Origin of the sequence: Paenibacillus sp. Soil766 (assembly GCF_001428105.1) — a bacterium.
Classification (GTDB): domain Bacteria; phylum Bacillota; class Bacilli; order Paenibacillales; family NBRC-103111; genus Paenibacillus_E.
Map to the genome: position 1 here is coordinate 1 of NZ_LMSJ01000015.1, position 20,864 is coordinate 20,864.

The 20,864-nt window shown below is 48.7% G+C and carries 21 protein-coding genes; 10 read left to right on the forward strand and 11 right to left on the reverse strand.

What is annotated here, in order from left to right; all coding sequences use genetic code 11:
- Window positions 1-609 precede the first annotated feature (609 nt).
- From ASG89_RS12835 to ASG89_RS12845, 3 genes are all read right to left on the reverse strand, one after another.
- A complete protein-coding gene (locus ASG89_RS12835) occupies window positions 610-2,193 on the reverse strand; it encodes a catalase (RefSeq protein WP_057311110.1) in 1,584 nt (527 codons plus the stop codon).
- A gap of 126 nt (window positions 2,194-2,319) precedes the next feature.
- Window positions 2,320-3,162: an aldo/keto reductase gene (locus ASG89_RS12840; protein WP_057311111.1), complete on the reverse strand. Its 843-nt coding sequence runs from the start codon at window positions 3,160-3,162 to the stop codon at window positions 2,320-2,322.
- A complete protein-coding gene (locus ASG89_RS12845; protein WP_057311112.1) occupies window positions 3,159-4,382 on the reverse strand; it encodes an MFS transporter in 1,224 nt (407 codons plus the stop codon). The genes ASG89_RS12840 and ASG89_RS12845 overlap by 4 nt, the downstream gene beginning before the upstream one ends.
- Before the next feature lie 136 nt (window positions 4,383-4,518).
- On the opposite strand from ASG89_RS12845, the gene ASG89_RS12850 reads away from it, so the two are divergent.
- Both ASG89_RS12850 and ASG89_RS12855 read left to right on the forward strand, forming a co-directional pair.
- Window positions 4,519-4,935, forward strand: a complete 417-nt coding sequence (locus tag ASG89_RS12850) for a winged helix-turn-helix transcriptional regulator (RefSeq protein ID WP_057311113.1) — start codon at window positions 4,519-4,521, stop codon at window positions 4,933-4,935.
- Window positions 4,932-5,300 (forward strand): DUF4180 domain-containing protein, encoded by a 369-nt coding sequence (locus ASG89_RS12855; RefSeq protein ID WP_057311114.1) that lies wholly within the window; start codon window positions 4,932-4,934, stop codon window positions 5,298-5,300. The genes ASG89_RS12850 and ASG89_RS12855 overlap by 4 nt, the downstream gene beginning before the upstream one ends.
- A gap of 528 nt (window positions 5,301-5,828) precedes the next feature.
- Here ASG89_RS12855 and ASG89_RS12860 read toward each other — a convergent pair.
- Both ASG89_RS12860 and ASG89_RS12865 read right to left on the reverse strand, forming a co-directional pair.
- Window positions 5,829-6,155 (reverse strand): antibiotic biosynthesis monooxygenase, encoded by a 327-nt coding sequence (locus ASG89_RS12860; RefSeq protein ID WP_057311115.1) that lies wholly within the window; start codon window positions 6,153-6,155, stop codon window positions 5,829-5,831.
- A 199-nt stretch (window positions 6,156-6,354) separates the two neighbouring features.
- Window positions 6,355-7,026: an HAD family hydrolase gene (locus tag ASG89_RS12865; protein WP_235549746.1), complete on the reverse strand. Its 672-nt coding sequence runs from the start codon at window positions 7,024-7,026 to the stop codon at window positions 6,355-6,357.
- Window positions 7,027-7,213: 187 nt separating this feature from the next.
- On the opposite strand from ASG89_RS12865, the gene ASG89_RS12870 reads away from it, so the two are divergent.
- The 5 genes from ASG89_RS12870 to ASG89_RS36350 all read left to right on the forward strand — a co-directional run bounded on the left by ASG89_RS12870 (window position 7,214) and on the right by ASG89_RS36350 (window position 11,771).
- A complete protein-coding gene (locus ASG89_RS12870) occupies window positions 7,214-8,998 on the forward strand; it encodes a methyl-accepting chemotaxis protein (protein WP_057311116.1) in 1,785 nt (594 codons plus the stop codon).
- Between the two features lie 159 nt (window positions 8,999-9,157).
- On the forward strand, window positions 9,158-10,003 hold the full coding sequence (locus ASG89_RS12875) for an ABC transporter ATP-binding protein (RefSeq protein WP_057311117.1): 846 nt from the start codon (window positions 9,158-9,160) through the stop codon (window positions 10,001-10,003).
- A 181-nt stretch (window positions 10,004-10,184) separates the two neighbouring features.
- Window positions 10,185-11,267: a 23S rRNA (adenine(2503)-C(2))-methyltransferase RlmN gene (rlmN, locus tag ASG89_RS12880; RefSeq protein WP_057311118.1), complete on the forward strand. Its 1,083-nt coding sequence runs from the start codon at window positions 10,185-10,187 to the stop codon at window positions 11,265-11,267.
- 77 nt (window positions 11,268-11,344) lie between these two features.
- Window positions 11,345-11,569, forward strand: a complete 225-nt coding sequence (locus ASG89_RS37645; protein ID WP_157276635.1) for a hypothetical protein — start codon at window positions 11,345-11,347, stop codon at window positions 11,567-11,569.
- Between the two features lie 52 nt (window positions 11,570-11,621).
- Entirely contained in the window at window positions 11,622-11,771 is a 150-nt protein-coding gene (locus ASG89_RS36350; RefSeq protein WP_157276636.1) for a hypothetical protein, read from the forward strand.
- Window positions 11,772-11,823: 52 nt separating this feature from the next.
- Here the strand turns inward: ASG89_RS36350 and ASG89_RS12890 are convergent, their stop codons facing one another.
- The 3 genes from ASG89_RS12890 to ASG89_RS12900 all read right to left on the reverse strand — a co-directional run bounded on the left by ASG89_RS12890 (window position 11,824) and on the right by ASG89_RS12900 (window position 15,035).
- Complete coding sequence (locus ASG89_RS12890) at window positions 11,824-12,330, reverse strand: hypothetical protein (RefSeq protein WP_235549748.1); 507 nt, start codon at window positions 12,328-12,330, stop codon at window positions 11,824-11,826.
- 474 nt (window positions 12,331-12,804) lie between these two features.
- Entirely contained in the window at window positions 12,805-14,193 is a 1,389-nt protein-coding gene (gene thrC, locus ASG89_RS12895; RefSeq protein WP_057311120.1) for a threonine synthase, read from the reverse strand.
- Window positions 14,194-14,348: 155 nt separating this feature from the next.
- A complete protein-coding gene (locus ASG89_RS12900) occupies window positions 14,349-15,035 on the reverse strand; it encodes a hypothetical protein (RefSeq protein ID WP_057311121.1) in 687 nt (228 codons plus the stop codon).
- A 179-nt stretch (window positions 15,036-15,214) separates the two neighbouring features.
- On the opposite strand from ASG89_RS12900, the gene ASG89_RS12905 reads away from it, so the two are divergent.
- From ASG89_RS12905 to ASG89_RS37650, 3 genes are all read left to right on the forward strand, one after another.
- Window positions 15,215-16,960: an ABC transporter ATP-binding protein gene (locus ASG89_RS12905; RefSeq protein WP_057311122.1), complete on the forward strand. Its 1,746-nt coding sequence runs from the start codon at window positions 15,215-15,217 to the stop codon at window positions 16,958-16,960.
- Between the two features lie 18 nt (window positions 16,961-16,978).
- Entirely contained in the window at window positions 16,979-18,727 is a 1,749-nt protein-coding gene (locus ASG89_RS12910; RefSeq protein WP_057311123.1) for an ABC transporter ATP-binding protein, read from the forward strand.
- Window positions 18,728-18,804: 77 nt separating this feature from the next.
- On the forward strand, window positions 18,805-18,960 hold the full coding sequence (locus tag ASG89_RS37650) for a hypothetical protein (protein WP_157276637.1): 156 nt from the start codon (window positions 18,805-18,807) through the stop codon (window positions 18,958-18,960).
- A 24-nt stretch (window positions 18,961-18,984) separates the two neighbouring features.
- Here the strand turns inward: ASG89_RS37650 and ASG89_RS37655 are convergent, their stop codons facing one another.
- The 3 genes from ASG89_RS37655 to ASG89_RS36360 all read right to left on the reverse strand — a co-directional run bounded on the left by ASG89_RS37655 (window position 18,985) and on the right by ASG89_RS36360 (window position 20,520).
- On the reverse strand, window positions 18,985-19,146 hold the full coding sequence (locus tag ASG89_RS37655; RefSeq protein WP_235549747.1) for a hypothetical protein: 162 nt from the start codon (window positions 19,144-19,146) through the stop codon (window positions 18,985-18,987).
- 121 nt (window positions 19,147-19,267) lie between these two features.
- A complete protein-coding gene (locus ASG89_RS12915; RefSeq protein WP_063867856.1) occupies window positions 19,268-20,188 on the reverse strand; it encodes an IS3 family transposase in 921 nt (306 codons plus the stop codon).
- Between the two features lie 11 nt (window positions 20,189-20,199).
- Complete coding sequence (locus ASG89_RS36360; protein WP_057311125.1) at window positions 20,200-20,520, reverse strand: transposase; 321 nt, start codon at window positions 20,518-20,520, stop codon at window positions 20,200-20,202.
- Between the last annotated feature and the right edge of the window lie 344 nt (window positions 20,521-20,864).

The window sequence follows — 20,864 nt, forward strand, 5'->3', positions numbered from 1 at the left end:
GGCTATTTGTCCCCAGACAAGTTTGAATCGCAGTTTTACAAGCAACAGAAACTGATTTCTTAGCTCTTTTTTGTGTCCACTCTATTGACTCAGATACAAAAACATCACTAACGCACCAGAAAAAGTGTGCTGAGTCAGATTGGAGCGCTGTTAGTGATGAAAAACATCACTAACGCACCAGAAAAAGCGAGCTGAGTCAGATCGGAGCGCTGTTAGTGATGAAAAACACATCACTAACGCACCGGAAAAAGCGTGCTGAGTCAGATTAGAGCGCTGTTAGTGATGAAAAACATCACTGACGCACCAGAAAAAGTGTGCTGAGTCAGATTGGAGCGCTGTTAGTGATGAAAAACATCACTAACGCACCAGAAAAAGTGTGCTGAGTCAGATTGGAGCGCTGTTAGTGATGAAAAACATCACTAACGCACCGGAAAAAGCGTACTGAGTCAGATTGGAGCGCTGTTAGTGATGAAAAACATCACTAACGCACCGGAAAAAGCGTACTGAGTCAGATTAGAGCGCTGTTAGTGATGAAAAACATCACTAACGCATCAGCTCAGCGCTCGCCCCCACAAAAGAGGAAGGCACCCATCCCGGGTGCCTTCCTCTTTAATAACCGTCCGTCCGTTGCCCAGCGGTCTCCGCCAATTCAGCCCCAGCCTTCGCGGCGGCTGAACCCAAGTGCTCCAGCTCAATTTTCGCTTGAGCGAGCCCCTCCGACACACGCCGTCCGTAATCCGGATCGGCCTGCTCGAAATAACTGATCATGTTCGCCTGTATCACAGGCTTACAGATCTTCAAAGCCCCCACCAAATTCGCGATCAACTCATCGCGCTCCCAATCATCGAACTTGCGGTACGTATCGCCCGCCTGCCCATAATCATTCGTACGGCTGATCTTCTCTCTCACCAAACGATCCTTGTACATCGGCTGATGCTCTTTGCCCGAGGGCGCCGCTTCTTGCAATCCGCCTAGCGAGGAGGGCTCGTAATTGACATGCGGGTTTTGCGCGAGGGCCTTGTCCACAATCAACGTCATCTGCCCATCCCGCTGGTTCGTCGCGACAGGGGATTTCGGCGCATTGATCGGCAGCTGCAAGTAATTCGTGCCCACGCGATATCGCTGGGTATCCGAGTAGGAGAATGTCCGACCCTGCAGCAGCTTATCGTCCGAGAAATCGAGGCCATCGACGAGTACCCCTGTCCCGAAAGCTGCCTGTTCGACCTCAGCAAAATAATTTTCAGGATTGCGATCCAGCACCATTTTGCCTACTTTCCGAAAAGGAATTTTCTCATGATCCCACAGCTTCGTAGGGTCTAGCGGATCGAAATCGAGCTCAGGGTGCTCGTCGTCGCTGAGAATTTGCACGCACAGCTCCCACTCTGGATAGTCACCGCGCGCGATAGCTTCGTATAAATCCTGCGTGGCATGGCTAATATTTTTACCTTGAATCGCCTCGGCTTCGGACTGTTTCAGGTTCTTCATCCCTTGCTTCAGCGGCTCCCAATGGTATTTCACAAGCACGGCATCCCCGTTCTGGTTGACCCACTTGTACGTATTGACGCCCGACCCCTGCATTTGTCGGTAGTTGGCTGGAATGCCCCAAGGCGAGAAGAGGAAGGTGATCATATGCGTCGCTTCCGGCGTATTGGAGACGAAATCGAACATTTTTTCCGGATTCTGCAGGTTTGTGACAGGGTCTGGCCTGAACGCGTGAACCATATCGGGAAATTTTAAGGGATCGCGGATGAAAAAGATTTTTAAATTATTGCCGACTAAGTCCCAGTTGCCATCCTCCGTATAAAATTTGGTCGCGAAGCCGCGCGGATCCCGCAATGTTTCTGGCGAGTACGTGCCGTGCACCACGGTCGAAAACCGCACAAAAACAGGGGTACGCTTCCCCTTCTCCTGAAAAAGCTTAGCCCGCGTATACGTAGAGACCGGCTCGTCGCCGACTGTTCCATACGCCTCGAAATACCCGTGAGCCCCTGCGCCGCGCGCATGCACCACACGCTCTGGAATGCGCTCCCGATCAAAATGGGAAATCTTCTCGATGTAATGGTAATTCTCAAGTGTCGACGGGCCGCGATTGCCAATCGTGCGGATGTTCTGATTATCTGAAATCGGATGGCCTTGACGGTTCGTCAAAGTCATATTGGCGTGTTCGTTGTTGCCGCTTTGTTCATTGCTCATATCGCTGATGCATCCTCCCAACTGTAGATGGAAGTAATATTTGCCATTAAAAAGGGAATTATTCCTAGCGAAAAGCCCTCACTCTCTTTCCGAAGAAGGAGGCAGGGCTTCATCACCATTTATCTATTAAAAATCAAAATTATCCGGATCTGGGCCAACGCGCAGATTTTGATTCATCGCATGGATCGCTGCCATGTCCTCGTTCGTAAGCTCGAAATCGAAAATCGAACCATTTTCCAAGATGCGATGCTCTTTCGTCGATTTGGGAATGGTGACGATACCGCGCTGCAAATCCCACCGCAGGATGACTTGTGCAATGGATTTGCCGTGACGTTCAGCCAGTGCCTTTAATGTAGGATTATCCAAAAGCTGACCCTGCATCAGCGGGGACCACGCTTCTAACTGGATGCCATGCTCCTTGCAGAACGCGTGGATGTCCGTTTGAGCGAGGAGTGGGTGAAGCTCCACTTGGTTGACCATCGGTTTAATCGTTCCCGAGTGAATCACGTCCTCCAAATGATGAATCTGGAAATTGCTCACGCCGATCGCTTTGACGCGGCCCTCTTGATAGAGCGTCTCGAGCGCTCGCCACGCCTCTACATATTTGCCTTGAACAGGCCAATGAATGAGGTAAAGATCGAGATAGTCTAAGCCGAGCTTCACCAAGCTTGCTTCGTAGGCAGCAATCGTAGACGCATAGCCCAGATCGGCATTCCATACTTTTGACGTTACAAAAAGTTGATCTCTAGTTAGGCCGTTCTCCGCCATTCCCTCGCGAATCCCTTGTCCTACGCTGCTTTCATTACCGTAAATGGCCGCGGTATCGATACTGCGATAACCGATTTTCAGGGCTGCTTTCACCGCTTGCACGACCTCCGGGCCGTCCTCTACTTTGAATACGCCAAGGCCGAGATAGGGCATGGTTACGCCGTTATGAAGTGTAGTTGATTGTTCTAGGTTGTTGGTCATTGTGGTATTCCTCCTAAAATGGTTGGTTGTGATTGTGTTGTTTGATCTGCTTTTTCGAGATTGCGGCTCCAAATCGTTAGAAGCACGGCACCGAAGACCATCACTCCGCCTACCCAGGTGGTATGAATAAGTCCGATGGAATCGGTAATCATGCCTCCGAGGAATGCTCCCCCGGCAATGCCCGCGTTGAAAGCCGCAATGTTGAAGGCAGATGCGACATCTTTGGCCTCTGGGGCGAATCGTTCAGCAAGCTGTACGACATAAATTTGCAAGCCAGGTACGTTCATGAATGCGAGTAATCCCATGAAAAAGATGGTGATTAAGCCCGCAGCTTTAAATGGCGCTGTAAACATAAAGAGAAACAGCACGAGGGATTGTAAAAGAAACATGATGAGCAAAGCCTTGCTTGCGTTACGGTTCGCGGCGCGACCTCCGATGACATTACCGATCGCGATGGCAACCCCATACAGGAGTAGTATTAACGCTACGGTATGTTCTGCAAATCCTGTAATCTCATGTAACAGTGGAGATAAATACGTGAACACCACGAAGGTGCCGCCGTAGCCTAAGGCTGTAATGGAGAAGGCGAGCAGCAGTCGCCCGTTGGTAACCAGCTTTAGCTGTGTGCCAAGCCGCATGCGGGTGCCCTTGCGCAAATTAGCGGACACCAAGATCAGGTTCGCGATGAGCGCCAGCACGCCTACCGCGACAATGGCGAAGAAAGCGGCCCGCCAGCCTAGCTGCTGGCCGAGGTACGTGCCGATCGGCACACCGGTTACGGTGGCGACGGTAAGCCCCGAGAACATGAGCGCAATCGCGCTGGCTCTGCGGTTCTCGGGTACGAGATCAGCGGCGATGGTCGAGCCGATCGACATGAAGATGCCATGCGCCAGCGAAGAGATGACGCGAGCGATCAGCAGCACGACGATGCCACTTGCTGTGGCAGCCAAGAGATTGCCTGCGATAAACACGAGCATGATCCAGAGTAGCAGCGTTTTGCGTGAGACGGTTGAGGTTAGTGAAGTTAAGATTGGGGCTCCGAATGTAACCCCTAACGCATATAAAGTAACGGTTAACCCTGCACCTGTGATGGATATATGAAGGTCCTCAGCAATGAGCGGAAGCAGTCCGACACTGATAAACTCGGTTGTTCCAATGGCGAAGGCGCTAACCGCGAGGGCAAGCAGCGCTAGTGTATTTCCTTTGGTTTCTTGTTTCATAGCAATCACTCCAAACTTGTATGTCCCGGCCGGTAAGTGCTATTATCAATCATAATAGTCGGAATGACCAGTACGTACTTTAAAGTAAGGTAGGTACTTTTTAGTGCCTATAGATTGGGTTGGAGGGAATCATCAGATGGCTAAAAAGCTGTACAACATCTCTGTAGAAGCCACGCTGGAAGTGATCGGCGGGAAGTGGAAATGCGTCATTCTCTGCCATTTGACCCATGGAAAACGGAGAACGAGTGATCTCAAGCGACTGATGCCTAGAATCACTCAGAAAATGCTGACACAACAGCTCAGAGAGCTCGAAGACGATGGGATTGTGGAGCGAATCGTGTACAATCAAGTGCCGCCTAAAGTGGAGTATGCGCTCAGCGAATATGGGGCAAGCCTGAAACCGATCTTGGATTCGCTCTGCATGTGGGGAGAAACGCATATCATCAAAGAATACGGAGATAAATTCGTTGTTCTCGAGGAAAATGAACTGAATAAACGGGACGAAGAGGTCATCTTTGACGAGCATATGGAGAAAGAGGTAGAAATGATATGAATACATCGATCAATCAAAAGGGCGATTCTCAAGTAGCCATTGTGGAGAGCACGGACATTCTTATCAGCAACGAGCAAGATGCGCTAGATTTAATGGCATCGGTCCGATACCTGACAGGATGCGACAAGTTTATTATTAATCAGTGGAATGTGACAGAGGATTTCTTTGAGCTCAAAACGAAGCTAGCAGGCGATGTTCTCCAGAAATACACGAACTACCAAATGAAAATGGCCGTCATCGGCGAATTCGATCAATACGACAGCAAAAGCCTCCGCGATTTCATCTACGAATGCAATCATGGCAAGCAATTCTTCTTCGTCGCAGACGAGCAGGCGGCTTTGGATGCTTTGCATGGTGTGAAGTAAGTAGAAGGATTAACCCATAACAGAACAGAAACTTAAACCCAACCCCCATAACACATAACACCATCGAATAGTAGCTACTCAAGTAACGGGAACGGACACATACTGCACGAGCATCAGCATCAGCATCAGCATCAGCATCAGCCCCAGCCCCAGCCCCAGCCCCAGCACGAGCACCCCATGCTGGCGCCCCCAAGTTTACCAGCCCCAGCCCCGCGGCAACGAATAACTGGAAAAACTACAGCTAATCCTGGCGCTTTTTCGCCGAATCACGATTTAGCTGGAAAACATGTAGTTAATTTTGCGAATTTTAGCCCAATGGGCGAATTTAGCTAATATTAGCTGTAGGTAATCCAGTTATTCGTCATTTACGCGGAAATTCCATCGAATTAGATGGAGGTTTTCCAGTTGTGGAGGTGGTAGCCCGTACTCGCACCTGCACCCGTGCCCCCCGCGCAACTTCGCATCTACCCGCCACGCCAACTGCCAACCAACAAAAAAGGCAGCGCAGGATCTCCCCGCGCCACCTTATTATTTCCCGAACTGGCCGGGCCGCACTTTCTTCACATCAAACATGCTTACATTCGATGAAATGACGTATTCCGGACGTTCCTGCCCTTTACTATTGCGGTGGCCAGCGAGATGCTCGGGGCTTTTCTCCCAGTTTTTCCACGCTTGCTCGGACTCCCAACGAATGAAAACGACGACCTCTTCAGTCTCTATGCTCCGCTTGTTGACCATAACAGTCACATCGATAAGCCCTTCCATACCGTCCAGCGGTCCTTCCTTGCTAAAGCGTTCTACGACGTTGTCGCTATTACCAGGTTGTACAATAATGGTTCTCTGTTGAATAAGCACGAAATTCAGCTCCTTTTTAACCCTGCTTGATTATGAGAATCATTATCAGTTAAATTGAAGGAACCGTCAACACAAGCTTTTCCGTTTACCGATCTTTTTGTAATGAAGCACTTTCTAAACTGGACCATTCTGTGTACGGAATCTTATCCGTGTACCGAATCTTTTCTCACAGTTGTTTCATTTTCCGCTCCCGCATCATCTACTTACCTTCGACAGCCTCCAACAATGCTTGCAGAGACAGCTCCTCCAAAGTCCCCACCGTGCGCGGCTCCCCGTCAAAAGACAGAAACTTCGTAACTGGGTTAGGCACCACGATGTAATGCATACCTGCGGCTGCCGCCGCGCGAGCACCGTTAGGTGAATCCTCGATCGCAATCGCTTCATCCGGTTGCACACCAAGATCCTTCAGCGCAAGCTCATACAGCTCGGGATGAGGCTTTACTAAAGCGACATCATCTGCGGTGCGAATCGTCTCAAAATAGTCACCGATGCCCAGCTGCGCCAAATACGTATCGATCCAGGAACGCTTGGAGCTGGAAGCTAATCCAATGTGTAGGCCTAATTCTCTGGCCGCCTCTAAATAAGCAAGAATGCCTGGGCGAATGCCTTCATGTGCCATTTTTTCAGCATGTCGAACATGTACGCTATCCCGAAATGCTTTCCGATCCAATGGAATCTTCAGCTCCGTTATCAAATATTCATAGGGGTCAAAAACATGCAAGGACGTCCCAATGCACTTCCCGTACATATCCAAAGTCAGCTCCACCTCATGCTCGAGATAAGCTTCCTTGAACGCCTCATACCAAGCAGTCTCCGTATCCAGAATCGTGCCGTCAAAATCAAAAATAAGCGCTCGAATTACTGGCATCATTTTACAACTCCTTTTTCCTGTAGTCCTCGAAAATAACCTCACAACAAATTCTAAATAATACTTTGGGAAGGGTTTCTAAAAACTTTGTCGAAATCTAGAAGACTGACCTGTATGATCTATAAGGCCTATAAGACCTATACGTACCAAAACGCTGTGCTGTACAACTCTGGAGGTGTTTTTGTTAATCATGTCACAAGCTAATTCACAAGGCAAGCAAACATCTGTTAGGTTTTTTCGATCACTTTCTTTCAAAATCTCAGCTTGGACAGCTGCCTGTTATATTCTGCTTTGCGTGCTGCTAACCTTCGTGTCCTATCAACAGCATCAACGGCAAATGTCAGATAACTTGGTTGCACTTGAAGGGATTTTCCACGCGCCCCTCATGCAGAAAATAGAGTATATTGAGAAATCAAAGACAGAATTAAAGCTGAATAAGGAAGCTTATAAGTATGAACCTGCTGTAATGAACGTACAGGAGGATATGGACCGTGTCTCTCAAGGGGAATTGGTCGAGAATGCGTACTTATTTTACCCAGAATGGACAACATTGGAGGGAGAGCCAGCTCTTTTGAATTTGTTATCCAATGCGGAGCTATATGTCGATGAGAAGCCGGCAGATCCATATGCACCAGTTCCTGAGTTGCTCACGGCGCTTAAAGAAGCAGAGAAAACAGGTTTCGGTATCACGGGAGTCTACCAAGATTCATTAGGGACTTGGGTGAGTGCGGTGAGTACGATTCGAGATAAGGATGGCAAACTAGTTGCTTTCGCGGGATTAGATTTCGATTATGGCGTTCTGCAGGCACAGATGAATGCATATACGCTCCAATCGATATGGGCGGGTTTAATCGCCATTGTGGTCGGAACCCTTTTCATCGTCTTCATTGTACGATTATATCTCCGTCAGATTACCCCATTAATGAAGCTGGCACAGTCGGCGGCAGCAGGGGATTTGTCGGATGCATCGCTGGTCAAAAGCAAAAGCAGTGATGAATTAGGTGTTTTGGGCAATCATTTAAAGGACATGGTCGGGAACCTTCGCGGCCTAATCGTTCAGATTGCACAAGCAGCACAGCAGGTTTCGGCGGCATCGGAATCGCTGCAAACGGGTGCTCAGCAGACTAGCCAATCTACAGCGTCTGTATCGGAGATGATGGGCCAGCTTGCTTCACATTCGGAGCAGCAACGTCAAGGCACAGAGGAAAGCAGTCATGCCATGAATGAGATGGCTGTCGGGATTCAACGCGTAGCGGAATCTGCAGGTCATGCTACGGATATTTCAGGTAACGCACGCGCACATACGAGCGAAGGCAATGCACGGATGGGGCAGAGCATGCTGCAAATATCGGAAGCTTTGCGCTCTGTACAACAAGCGGTACAAGCGATTCAGAGCTTGAAATCGATGTCCGAGGAAATCGGGGAGATCACAGTCCTTATCACGCATGTGACCAGACAAACGAATCTGCTTGCACTGAATGCCTCCATTGAGGCAGCGAGAGCAGGTGAGCACGGTAAGGGCTTCGTAGTCGTTTCCACGGAAATTCGCAAGCTTGCGGATCAATCTCGACTAGCGACAGAGCGAATTGCTGAGCTCGTTGAGCGTGTTCAACACGAGACGGGAGACGCTGTTGTTGCGATGGATCGCGGTCTCGGGGAAGTGGAGGCTATGCAGGCTGTCGTTGAGCAAACGGACGGTACGTTCAAGGAGCTTTCTGGCACGGTACAGGAGGTCGTCGATCAGATGACCGATGTATCTGCCGTTTCGGAGCAAATGTCAGCAAGTTCAGAGGAAGTACTGGCGGGAATCGTGGAAATGGCAGAGCTAACTCGCATGACAACGGAGCTGACACAGGCGGTTGCGGCCGCAACGGAGCATCAATTAGCAACAATTTCGGAAGTTGCCAGAACGGCTAACGATTTAAATGGGATGTCGAATGAGTTGCAATTGGCTGTGGCGCGGTTTAAAGTGTAAACCTCAAGATAGATAGGAGAAGTAGGGTGCCTTAGGGCATCCTATTTTTGCATAAAAACCTTGACATTTTCATTGATAATGATTATCATTTTTAGTTAATGGAGAGAAATCTACGAATCGTTCAACCCTATATACATATTGGAAAAGGGGATGTTCCTCATGGCAATTGCAACGAGAATATATACCGAACAACTACATGTTTCTTACGATAAATTGAAAATCATCAATGATTTGAGTATCGAGATTCCAACAGGTAAAATCACCGCACTAGTCGGAGCCAATGGCTCGGGAAAATCGACGATATTGAAAGCTATGTCGCGACTATTGAAGCCGACAGAAGGAACTGTGTTCCTAGATGGCCATTCCATTCATCATCAATCGACGAAGGAAATCGCGAAGAAATTAGCGATTCTACCGCAATCGCCATCTGCTCCAGAAGGCATTACAGCTGAAGAGCTAGTCGGCTATGGTCGTTTCCCGCATCAGCGCGGCTTCCAGAAGATGTCCAGCTCAGATCGCGAGATCATCAACTGGGCGTTCGAAGTGACGGGGATGACAGCATTCAAGGATCGTCCGATCGATCATCTGTCTGGTGGTCAACGTCAACGGGTATGGATCGCAATGGCATTAGCGCAGCAAACGGATATGCTGTTCTTAGATGAGCCAACGACTTATTTGGATATGGCGCATCAGCTTGAGGTCCTCTGTCTGTTGAAGGAAATTAACGAGCGTCACAATACGACAATCGTCATGGTTGTGCATGATTTGAATCATGCGACGCGTTATGCAGATCATTTGATCGCGATTAAATCAGGGAATGTCGTCTATGAAGGTGCGCCGATGGATATTGTAACACCGCAAATGCTGCTCGATGTGTTCGCCATTCATGCCGATGTCATCGTGGATAAACGTGCCGGTGTGCCGCTCTGTATCCCTTATGGCTTGGTATTGGATAATGAAGTGGTGGCGGAAGAGGAACGTAAAGTCGTTGTAACGAGTGCTTGATTAGCTAAGATGAGCTTGTGAAAGAGGTGCCCCCGGATTGGGAGGTGCCTTTTCTTTGTGGAAATGATAGGCTTCCCTTGTGTTCAGGGAGGATTTTTGGCACAATATGAACTATATGGTACGCTTCGGCTGCTTAGAAGAACTGGACTGCATGTGATAGTCTTGAAAAGAGGATAACGGAATGAAACTTTCATCCATTTATGGATTAACATTTGATCAACTGGTCGCTTGGCTGGCCGAGAAAGGCTACAAAAAGTCGCGCGCGCTGCAAGTATGGGACTGGCTGTATCGCAAGCGGGTCGCTTCGTTCGCGGAAATGACTGATGTTAAAGAGGATTGCTTGGCCACGTTAAACGAGCATTTTGCTATTCATACCTTGAATGAGCACACTCGGCAGGAGTCGGCGGACGGCACGATGAAATTTCTGTTCAAGCTATCGGATGGCAATTTGATTGAAACGGTCCTGATGCGTCATAAATTCGGCTTATCCGTCTGTGTGACGACGCAAGTGGGTTGTAACATTGGCTGCAGTTTCTGTGCCAGCGGCTTGTTGGCCAAGAGTCGTGATTTGTCCGCGGCGGAAATCGTGGAACAAATTATGAAAGTCCAATTTCATTTGGATGCTATGGGCAAAGCTGAGCGCGTAAGCCATATTGTTGTAATGGGGATTGGCGAACCATTCGACAACTTCGTGAATATGGTTGATTTTATCCGCGTCGTGAAAGATCAGAAAGGTCTGGATATTGCCGCACGCCATATTACCGTATCGACTAGCGGTCTCGCTGGTAAGATCAAAGAGTTCGCGGACTCCGATTTGAAAGTAAATCTAGCGATTTCCTTGCATGCGCCAACGAACGAGCTTCGTACTCGTATCATGAAAATCAACAAAGCGATTCCGATCGAGACGTTGATGGAAGCGATTGAGTACTATTTGGAGAAAACGAATCGCCGTATTACGCTTGAGTATATTTTGCTCAAAGACGTGAACGATGGCAGAGAGCATGCGCTTCAACTGGCTGAACTGATTGGGCATATCCGTCAGCTTGCGAATGTGAACCTCATTCCATACAATCCGGTGGATGAGCACAGCCAGTATCAGCGGAGCGAGCGGGAATCGGTGCGCGCTTTTTACGATACACTGAAGAAACAAGGCATCTCATGCAGTGTGCGACTGGAGCACGGGACGGACATTGATGCTGCTTGTGGTCAACTGCGAAGCAAACAAATCAAACAATCCACAGGGGATAACGTTGTGGCGGGTTAATAGAAAGGCTTGTGGATGATGATCATTCGCAGGCCTTTTTTTATAAGGCAGAATGCGAAGTTACCCTTATTTAATTGTTGTTCGATGATAACCAGAATACATACGCCAATTATGTATCCTTGCTGCTTCACGGTAGATATAGTTTAAAGGTTGAGATAATTGGTGAGAACCTCGGGGCTCGTTCAGATACGGTGGTCGTGTTTGCAGATGGGTATGAGGATGTGCCGCGAAACACGGATTTTCAGAAGCTTTTCCTCCTCCTCCTCGCTGATCAAATGGGGGATCTAGCGCGACCGAAATAAGCGTATCGAGTTCTGGTCGAATAAAGAGCTTGCCCAAGCTTATGTGGCTGGGATGTATAAGAATAATGGGTTAGAAGGCTGGTCGGGCTTGAACGCTCGGTTTGGCTTGTTAACAAATGACGGAGGAAGCCTATCGCTTTCGCATATCCTGAGTGTTCATGAGCGTGACAACGTCTCGATTGGCAAATATACGCCTCATTGACAAAGAAGCCGTCCTTGCAGTGAACCTGCGGGACGGCTTTTGATATGTTTGACTAGTTTCGACTACGTACGATCATCATGAGACCGCCAACGACAATGAGCCCAATGGCGATGATTGAATTGTTATGGAAGAGCGTCCCGAAGAGCGAACCGATGGAGAAGATCGCAAAGAACAGCAATGACAACACCGATAGGATGTTAATCGGAATGAGCAAATACTTATTGCGGCCGCCGAACCAATACAGTTCGAACAAGCCGACTGCCACAGCGAGCATGAAACCTGGCCACATGAGGTGCCAAATATCGAAGAGCGCGGAGATTTGGCATACGATACCTGTCGTAAGTAGAATACCACCTGGAACAAGCACGCCTACGCCTCGTCGTTGCATGATGAAGAAGTACAACCAATGGAAGAAGACTCCGACGGGAATGACGAAAATCGTGGGCCAGAAATATTCGAAAATGGTGCCTGCACTGAACGATACATCCCCTTTTAGAAACATAAAAACACCTAGCAGAATCAAGATCGGGCCGAGAAAGGCGCTGCGACTCATATTCATATTCAATTTGTTCACTCCTATGGGTTAGATTCATTACTCTAAGAATACCATGACAGGGTACAAGTGTCTTCAGACTATAGGGAAGGAAGGAGATCGGTCTGAGGACTGATATAACTGGAAAAAGTACATCTAATTCTGCCACTTTCCTCAATTTCGATAACTTGTCTGTATTTCCTGTAGTTAATTTCACCGTATCTAGCTGTTTAGCCCGAAACTGGCGATTATAAATGAAGGTTTGCATCTAATCGTCCAACCGGGGTAAAAACCGCGAAAATAGATGGAGGTTTTTCAGTTAACCCTGTTGGTCGACTTAAAGTTGCTACTAGGAATGGGGAGTAGGTGGTAATTGGCGGGGGAAGCTGGTCATGCAATTGGTGGAATAGCAGGGAGGATCCCCGCGCACAAAAAGCCTTCCCTCCACAAACGTGGAAGGAAGGCTTCTACTGAAGGGGCAGAAGCCCCATTAAACCCTTACTAGAAAAACTTCACGAGCTCATCCTTGATCTCGTCGTTCGAACCGCCAACCACCTTCTGGAACTGTGGTTTGTCGAACAGCGCTTGGATTTGCTCCGGATACGTCTGAGCAATCCCGCGTAAACGGATCGACTCATCGAACTTCGCCGGATGCGCCGTGGACAAGGACACCGTTACCTCGCCAGCGACGGCGAGTTTATCGGCTGCTGCGACACCACACGCTGTGTGCGGATCAAGCAGGTACTCGTACTTCGCGTGGTAGTCGCTGATCGTGTCGAGACACTCGTCGTTCTTCACGCCGTACGCGGCGAAGTCAGCCTGTACAGTCTTGAGCTTATCGGCTGGGATGACGACGCGGCCTTCGGCCTTGAACTGCTCCATGATCGCGTTAACAGCCCCAGCGTCTTCGCCGTATAGATAGAACAAGTAGCGTTCGAAGTTGCTCGCGACTTGAATGTCCATGGACGGGCTGTACGTACCGCGGAACTCGCCTGGTTGATACACGCCTTCTTGTACGAATTTCTCAAGAATATTGTTTTCATTCGTAGCAAGAATAAGTTTATTGATTGGAAGTCCCATTTTCTGAGCTAAGTAGCCAGCAAAAATATCGCCAAAGTTCCCCGTCGGCACGCTGAAATTCACCTTAGCAGCCTGCCCCTCTTGTGGCAGTTGGAAGTAAGCGTAGAAATAATAGACCGTTTGTGCCAAAATGCGGGCAATGTTAATTGAGTTAATCGCGCGCAAATGGTAGCGGTGCTTGAACTCAACGTCTGCGAAAAGCTCCTTGATAATGCGTTGGCAATCATCGAAGGTACCTTCAACAGACAGATTCAATACATTCTCGTCATTGACGGTTGTCATTTGAAGTTCTTGTACCTTGCTGACTTTCTGGTGCGGATGCAGGATACAAATGCGGATGCCCTCTTTACCGCGAACACCCTCGATGGCCGAAGCCCCTGTATCACCGGAAGTAGCTCCGAGGATGTGGATGATGGAGTTCGTTTTGCGGGAAACGTACGAATACAGGTTACCAAGGAATTGCAATGCAATATCCTTGAATGCAAATGTAGGTCCGTGGAACAATTCGAGCACGTACGTGTCATCACTTAGGCGCTTAACGGGTGTAACCGCTTCGTCACGGAACGTTGCATAGCTTTCATCAACGAGCTGCTTCAGCTCATCGCGTGGAATTTCGTTGTTCACAAACAGTGAGAAAATTTCGAGAGCGAGCTCTGAGTAGGCGAGCTTTGACCAGCTTTGAAGTGTGTCAGCAGATAGCTGCGGGATGTGTTTCGGTACGAGTAGACCGCCGTCATTGGCCAATCCCATCAGGATCGCATCGATGAAGCCGATAGGTTCTACTTTGCCGCGAGTGCTAATGTATTCCATAGGAGTCCCCTTATACGATTGAATTTTCAGTTATTGTACCAAAAAACGGAACATTTGGACAGTGTACATCCATCACATGGGCGTCCCCTTCCAAACAAAAACAGGCTGTCCCACAAGGACGGCCTGAAATTTTTACATAAAGGCGTGTTCAAATCTTACTCTTCTGTAGCTTCTACAACGATTTTCCAAGCGTTGCTAATCGGCGGCAAGCTTTTGGTCATCATAGGCCCGTAAAATCCGATAACGTTCGCGCCTTTAACCAGCGTGGATTTGTCAATGGGTATACCCTTACCGTCTACGATGGCTGTGTCTGCACCCACTGTAAGAACAACCTCATCTGGCGCATCTTCCGTAAGTCCTTGACCTTTGACAAGAAGGCTGCCATCTTCGTGTACAGCTTCAATGACGCCAGACGTACCTAAAGCACCTTTATGAGCTGCCGTATCAAGTACCGTGATGTTGGAAGCAGATGTCTGGGGAGGCAAGCTCAACGTCATCGCTAAGGAATGCTCCGCAGTGATCGTCAATCCGACGTGAAGGTCAGCAAGTGTCAACTTCGTGCCGTCGAGCATTTGGTAGGTGGTATCGGGGCCAACATTGAGAACAATACCGTCCACTCCTGTACCTTGTATGTGAATTTGTGCGGTATCACCTGTTGTGCGAATGGAGGTAATGACACCGGTCGATTGCATTTGCTTAATTGCTTCTTTTATTGCGCTCCCGCTAAAGTCTCCTACGGCTGTATCGGGCTCCATTGCTTCTGTAGTACCTGCATAAGTTGCTCCTATTGTCAGCATGCTGGATAGGGTGAGGATCGCTAGTGTTTTTTTTATCATTTTCATCGTTGTTCTCTTCCTTTCTATATGCGAATATGATAAGATTCTGTTCTCATGATGTTCGTATCTGTGAGAAGGATGCAGACGAGCCTGAAAGTTTCGTTTTAACAAAGATCGGGTGTGGACTTCACTTCGCTTAAACTATAGAATCAATGAGTGTGCCAAGAAATTGTAAAGAGGTGGTAATGTTGTCTTTTGTTATGAAGCTTAGTTGGTTTTTCAAAGAGAGATGGAAGTATTATGTGCTCGCAGTCTCCCTCTTAATCGGTGTGAATATCTTAGCGACGATTCCGCCCAAAATGATCGGGAATATCATTGACCATATTCGTACGGGGAATTTAACAGCTTCCGGGCTTCATTATACGGTTTACCTGCTGATTGGCCTTTCGCTGCTTCTGTATGTCATGACCTATTTGTGGATCACGAACTTATTCGGTAACTCCGCTTTGGTGGAGAAGTTGCTTCGAGGGCGCTTATTAACGCATTTGTCCAAAATGTCGCCACCGTTCTTCCAACGCAACACGACGGGACAGCTGATGGCGCTGGCGACGAATGATATTCTAGCCATTGGTCAAACCTCCGGGTACGGGGTGATGACGCTCGTCTCTACAATCGTGGGGGCGTCTGTTGTCATCATTACGATGGTGTCGCTGATCTCTTTTAAATTAATGCTTGCGGCGCTAATTCCGCTGCCTTGTCTTGCTTTGATGATTAATCTGCTAGGCAAAAAGGTGCGCGTACGCTTCCTCGCGGCTCAAGCCTCCTTCGGTGTGATGAATGATCATGCGCTGGAATCGATCTCCGGTATTCGAGTAATTCGTTCCTATGTGCAAGAAGCGCAGGATTTGAAAGCCTTCGATGACGTGACATCGGATGTGATGAACAAAAACCGACGTGTATCGATGCTCAATGCACTGTTCCAACCATTAACCTCGTTGATCGTTGGTCTCAGTTATTCAATCGGCATCGGATATGGGTCGTATCTCATGTTCCAAGGTGAAATCACGCTGGGACAGCTGATTTCATTCAATATTTACCTCGGTATGCTCATCTGGCCGATGATTTCCTTCGGCGAGTTTATTAACGTTCTGCAACGCGGCAGCGCTTCGGCAGATCGTCTCGATAAGGCGCTGACACAGCAAGCGGATATTGTGGACGCTGAGAAGCTTGTCCATGTCGCTGTGCCTGAACGAATCGAGATGAACGATCTGACGTTCACCTATCCGACCGCGAATCATCCGAGTCTTGTTCATGTTTCCTTCGAGTTGACGCGGGGACAGACGCTTGGGATCGTAGGCAGGACGGGTAGCGGGAAGTCTACACTTCTGAAGCAATTGCTTCGCCAATATCCGATTGAGCCAGGAAAGTTAAATATCTCAGGTGTACCCATCGAGCAAATCGCCATCGATCAAATCAAACGTTGGGTCGCTTACGTGCCACAGGAACATCTGCTGCTATCCAAATCCATTCGCGACAATGTCGCATTAGGCAAGCATACGGCTTCGCCAGAAGAGATTGCGCACGCCGTGGAGATGGCTTCTTTTACCCAAGATATTGCCCAAATGCCAGAAGGTTTAGCCACTATTGTAGGTGAGAACGGCGTGATGCTGTCCGGCGGACAGAAGCAGCGTCTAGCGATTGCGCGTGCGTTGTTGATTGATTCGGAGATTTTGCTGCTCGATGACTCACTTTCTGCGGTAGATGCACGTACGGAAAGTCGCATTCTCCAGCATATCCGCAAGGAACGTGCGGGGCGTACCACACTTATTTCCACACATCGACTGTCTGCAGTGAGCCATGCGAACTGGATTCTCGTTCTTGATGAGGGCAGAGTCATTGAAGAGGGCACCCATGAGGAGCTCATGCAGTTCGGTGGCTGGTACCGTGAACAGTGGGATCGTCAACAGATGGAAGCTAGTCTCGAGGATTGAGAAAGGAGGACTACTATTATGTCTAAACCGACCACGGCCAGACGACTTATGTCTTATGCACTCGTCTACAAGTTCAGAATTCTCGGAGCGCTGCTCATTCTTTGCTGTTCAGTAGCTGCCGAGCTGGGCGGGCCTTATATAACGAAAACGATTATTGATAAGTACCTCTCAACCGGCGTGCATGAAATGGCGCCAGTGCTTAAATTACTTGGCCTCTATATGGGCCTTTTGGTCACCGCAGGACTATGTAATTACTCCCAAGCGTATATCCTGCAATCTACGGCCTTGCAAATCATTAAAAACATGCGGATGGACCTAATGGGCCACATTCAGCGTATTTCACTGCGTTATTTCGATAACACGCCGATCGGTCAAGTCGTATCTCGTATCGCCAACGATACAGAAGCTGTCCGTGATCTGTTCATGAGTTTCATGGCCACGTTCGTTGTCAGCATGCTGCAACTGATCGGGATTTATGTCGCGCTTTTCCTACTGGATTGGCATCTAGCCATGTTCTGCTTGGTGCTGCCGCCGATTTTTGTGGTGATTATGTATGTTCATCTCAAATACTCGAAGATTTTTATCACCATCATGCGCGCCAGGCTAAGCGATATGAACGCGATGATCAATGAATCGATCGTTGTGATGCCGATTATTCAGGCTTTTCGCCGCGAGAAAGTCACGCTAGATGAGTTCGAAGTACTGAACATGGATCGCTATGTGAATCAGCGGAAGCAATTCCAAATTTACGGCCTATCTACACGTAACGTGGTTGGGACGATCGGCAGCTTAGTGACGGCGATGGTGATTTGGTATTTTGGCGGGAAATCCTTGGAGACCGCTATTTCGTTCGGGGTGTTTTATGCGTTTATTGATTACTTGGGTCGGGTTTTTCAACCGATCATTGGGATTTTCGATCAGTTGACGAATGCACAGCGGGCTTTTGTATCGGCGGAAAAGGTGTTCACAATTCTTGACATGGAAGGTCAAGACGTTGAGAAGGTTGGCCACGTGCAGCGACCTGAGGGTATCGTGAAGTTCGATCATGTCACCTTTGCTTATAAGGAAGGGGAGAATGTCTTGAAGGATATCTCCTTTGAGGCGCGAAAAGGGGAAACGATCGCCCTCGTCGGGCACACCGGCTCTGGCAAAAGTTCGATCCTGAACCTGCTCCTCGGCTTCTACGAGCCTGCTGAAGGCGCGATCACGATTGATGGCCGCGACATCAAGGGGATGTCTAAGCAAGCGCTGCGTAAGCATATGGGGATCGTGCTGCAGGATCCGTTCCTGTTTGCCGGAGACATCAAGTTCAACGTCAGCTTGTATAATCAGGACATCTCGCTCGAGAGAGTGAAGGCTGCACTGCACGATGTTGGCGCATCAGGCTTTATCGAGCAGCTGCCGAACGGCTACGACGAGCAAGTCGTCGAGCGGGGCAGCACGCTGTCCTCCGGCCAGCGGCAGTTGATCTCGTTCGCGCGCGCGTTGGCGTTCGATCCGTCGATCCTGATTCTCGATGAGGCGACAGCATCCATCGACAGTGAGACGGAAGGGCTCATCCAGCAAGCGCTGAAGGTTGTGAGTGAAGGGCGAACGACGCTCGTCATCGCGCATCGGTTGTCCACGATCCGCGATGCGGATCAAATTCTTGTGCTGCACCGCGGTGAGATCGCCGAGCGGGGCAATCATGAGACGCTCATGGCGCTGGGCGGGCGCTACGCGAAAATGTACCAACTGCAGAAGGGTTCTTCTGCAGTTGTAGGGTAAAGGAAAGGCGCTTCCTCGTTGGATGAGGAAGCGCCTTTTGTGTGTGGGCGTGCCGGTGTGGTGCGGTACGCTGGCAGGTGGGGGCTTCGAGGCCGCAAGCCGGAGGCGGCGTCTCTCAGAGCGGCCCGCCTCCGGCAGCTAGGCTCGGACAACTACGCTGCGCAGCTAACACGCTGCTACAAGGTCCGGCCAACTACGCTGCGCAGCCAACACGCTGCAACAAGCTCGGCTAACTACGCTAAGCAACCAACACGTTGTTACAAGGTCCGGCAACTATGCAACGCGACCAACACGCTGCAATAAGCTCGGGCACCTACTCTGCGCGACCAATATGCTGTCACCGAGCCCGTTAACTGCGCCAAACCAATCCCAACCCCCGCCACAGGAGCGACCGTCTGAATTAACTGGAAAACCTCCATCTATTTTCGTGGGTTTTGCTCCTTTTGGACGATTAGATGGAAAACCGGCTAGGCCCCCTTAATCCGGTGTCTTAGCCTACAGTCTTTGCTCATTCTTAGAAATACTCTTTATTTCGAGCATTTACATGGAATTATGAAATGCCGAAGAGTCGTCGAGCGTCTTTACCCATTCTGAAAACTTCCTTGGTGGCATTAACTTCAAACTACCGTGCATCTTACGATTGTGGTAAAAGTCCATATAGTCATCGAGCCCCGTGTACGCTTCATCAAAGGTCATGAAATCCCTTTGACTGAAGAGATCGCGTTCTAACAGGCTATGGAAAGACTCGATGAACGCATTCAAGTTCGGGGTTCGTGGCGGTATGCGCTCATGGACCAGATCAAGGCTTTCGCAGGTGTCTTGAAATAACTTGCTAATGAATTGTGGCCCATTGTCCGTTCGAACGACGGGTAACGTATCACTTGCTGTTATACGGTTCTGTAACGCGTTCCACAGTGTTTGGACGGCATGTTTGGCTTCACATACCCGACCCTTGTATTGCCCAACGACAACGCGGTCGAACACATCGATAATACTGAGTACATAAAAGAAACGTTCCTGTCCCATGACATAACCATACTTAATATCCATTTGCCAGAGCTGGTTATGCCCCGTTATGGATCTGTTTTTCGCTAATCTGCGAGGATGTGTTTGGATCTGTTTGCGTTGTTTTTGAAGGATTCCTAGCTCTTTACACAAGCGATACGACTTCTTTTTGTTCAGTATTACACCATGTTGGTTGCGAACACATTGTGCTAGAAGTTTATATCCGTAAACATGTTCTTCGCCTTCAAGGAGTTCCAGTAGCCACTCTTTGATCTGTTCATCACTAACCGTATCCCCCGATTCCGTAAGCGAATAGCCAGGCACTGGACGACCCATTACAGCAACTTTCGGGCGTTTTGGTTCCAATTGTGCAGCTCGCTTTTTCCGATCATAGTAGGTAGATTCTGACAATCCAAGTATGCGCAGAACCTTTGCAGTTGGATTTCCCCGCTTAATAAATAGGTCTGCTACTTCAAATTTTTCAGATAAGCGGGGTTCTTCTTTTTTAGCAGCTCACGTAAAATCTCAATTTCTAGTTCCTTTTCACCGAGCACCTTACAGGCCATCTCATAGCGTTCTTCAACTTTTTGAAGCCTTTGAAGCTCCTGTAAATGCTCGTCAGCCTTAGGTATTTCTTCTTGTGGAATAGAGTCACGGTGCTCCCTAATCCACTCCCGGATAGTTTCTGGATGAATGTCGTACATGCGGGCTAACACTCCAACCTTAACTCCAGCCAATGCTTCTTTAACAATTTTTAGACGTTCTTCTTGGTTCAATCTTTTTCCCATACCGGATCATCTCCCATATCCCTATTTTAATAAAATGGGTAGGAAGACTCCAGTTTCTTTAGGGGGCCTAGGAGAAACCTCCAGTTAAAATCACCGATTCAGGCTTTACGGCCAGATACAGCCGAATTAGCTACAGGAAATACAGTTAAGTTGTCGGAAACGAGGAAAATGGAGAAATTAGATGTACTTTTTACAGTTAACATGTGGGAGAGGGGGGATTTGGCGTGGAGTGGGGAAGTTAGAGTAGCAAGTAGAAGTAGAAGTAGAAGTAGAAGTAGAAGTAGAAGTAGAAGTAGAAGTAGAAGTAGAAGTAGAAGTAGAAGTAGAAGTAGAAGTAGAAGTAG

Coding starts and splice junctions, on each gene's coding strand:
- ASG89_RS37655 (WP_235549747.1), bottom strand. CDS start 19,146: ATGGAGGTTTTCCAGTTAATTCAGACGGTCGCTCCTGTGGCGGGGGTT.
- ASG89_RS12870 (WP_057311116.1), top strand. CDS start 7,214: ATGTCACAAGCTAATTCACAAGGCAAGCAAACATCTGTTAGGTTTTTT.
- ASG89_RS12835 (WP_057311110.1), bottom strand. CDS start 2,193: ATGAGCAATGAACAAAGCGGCAACAACGAACACGCCAATATGACTTTG.
- ASG89_RS12850 (WP_057311113.1), top strand. CDS start 4,519: ATGGCTAAAAAGCTGTACAACATCTCTGTAGAAGCCACGCTGGAAGTG.
- ASG89_RS12855 (WP_057311114.1), top strand. CDS start 4,932: ATGAATACATCGATCAATCAAAAGGGCGATTCTCAAGTAGCCATTGTG.
- rlmN (WP_057311118.1), top strand. CDS start 10,185: ATGAAACTTTCATCCATTTATGGATTAACATTTGATCAACTGGTCGCT.
- ASG89_RS12840 (WP_057311111.1), bottom strand. CDS start 3,162: ATGACCAACAACCTAGAACAATCAACTACACTTCATAACGGCGTAACC.
- ASG89_RS12910 (WP_057311123.1), top strand. CDS start 16,979: ATGTCTAAACCGACCACGGCCAGACGACTTATGTCTTATGCACTCGTC.
- ASG89_RS12905 (WP_057311122.1), top strand. CDS start 15,215: ATGTTGTCTTTTGTTATGAAGCTTAGTTGGTTTTTCAAAGAGAGATGG.
- thrC (WP_057311120.1), bottom strand. CDS start 14,193: ATGGAATACATTAGCACTCGCGGCAAAGTAGAACCTATCGGCTTCATC.
- ASG89_RS12890 (WP_235549748.1), bottom strand. CDS start 12,330: ATGAATATGAGTCGCAGCGCCTTTCTCGGCCCGATCTTGATTCTGCTA.
- ASG89_RS36350 (WP_157276636.1), top strand. CDS start 11,622: ATGTATAAGAATAATGGGTTAGAAGGCTGGTCGGGCTTGAACGCTCGG.
- ASG89_RS12865 (WP_235549746.1), bottom strand. CDS start 7,026: ATGATGCCAGTAATTCGAGCGCTTATTTTTGATTTTGACGGCACGATT.
- ASG89_RS12875 (WP_057311117.1), top strand. CDS start 9,158: ATGGCAATTGCAACGAGAATATATACCGAACAACTACATGTTTCTTAC.
- ASG89_RS12900 (WP_057311121.1), bottom strand. CDS start 15,035: ATGAAAATGATAAAAAAAACACTAGCGATCCTCACCCTATCCAGCATG.
- ASG89_RS36360 (WP_057311125.1), bottom strand. CDS start 20,520: ATGGGAAAAAGATTGAACCAAGAAGAACGTCTAAAAATTGTTAAAGAA.
- ASG89_RS12845 (WP_057311112.1), bottom strand. CDS start 4,382: ATGAAACAAGAAACCAAAGGAAATACACTAGCGCTGCTTGCCCTCGCG.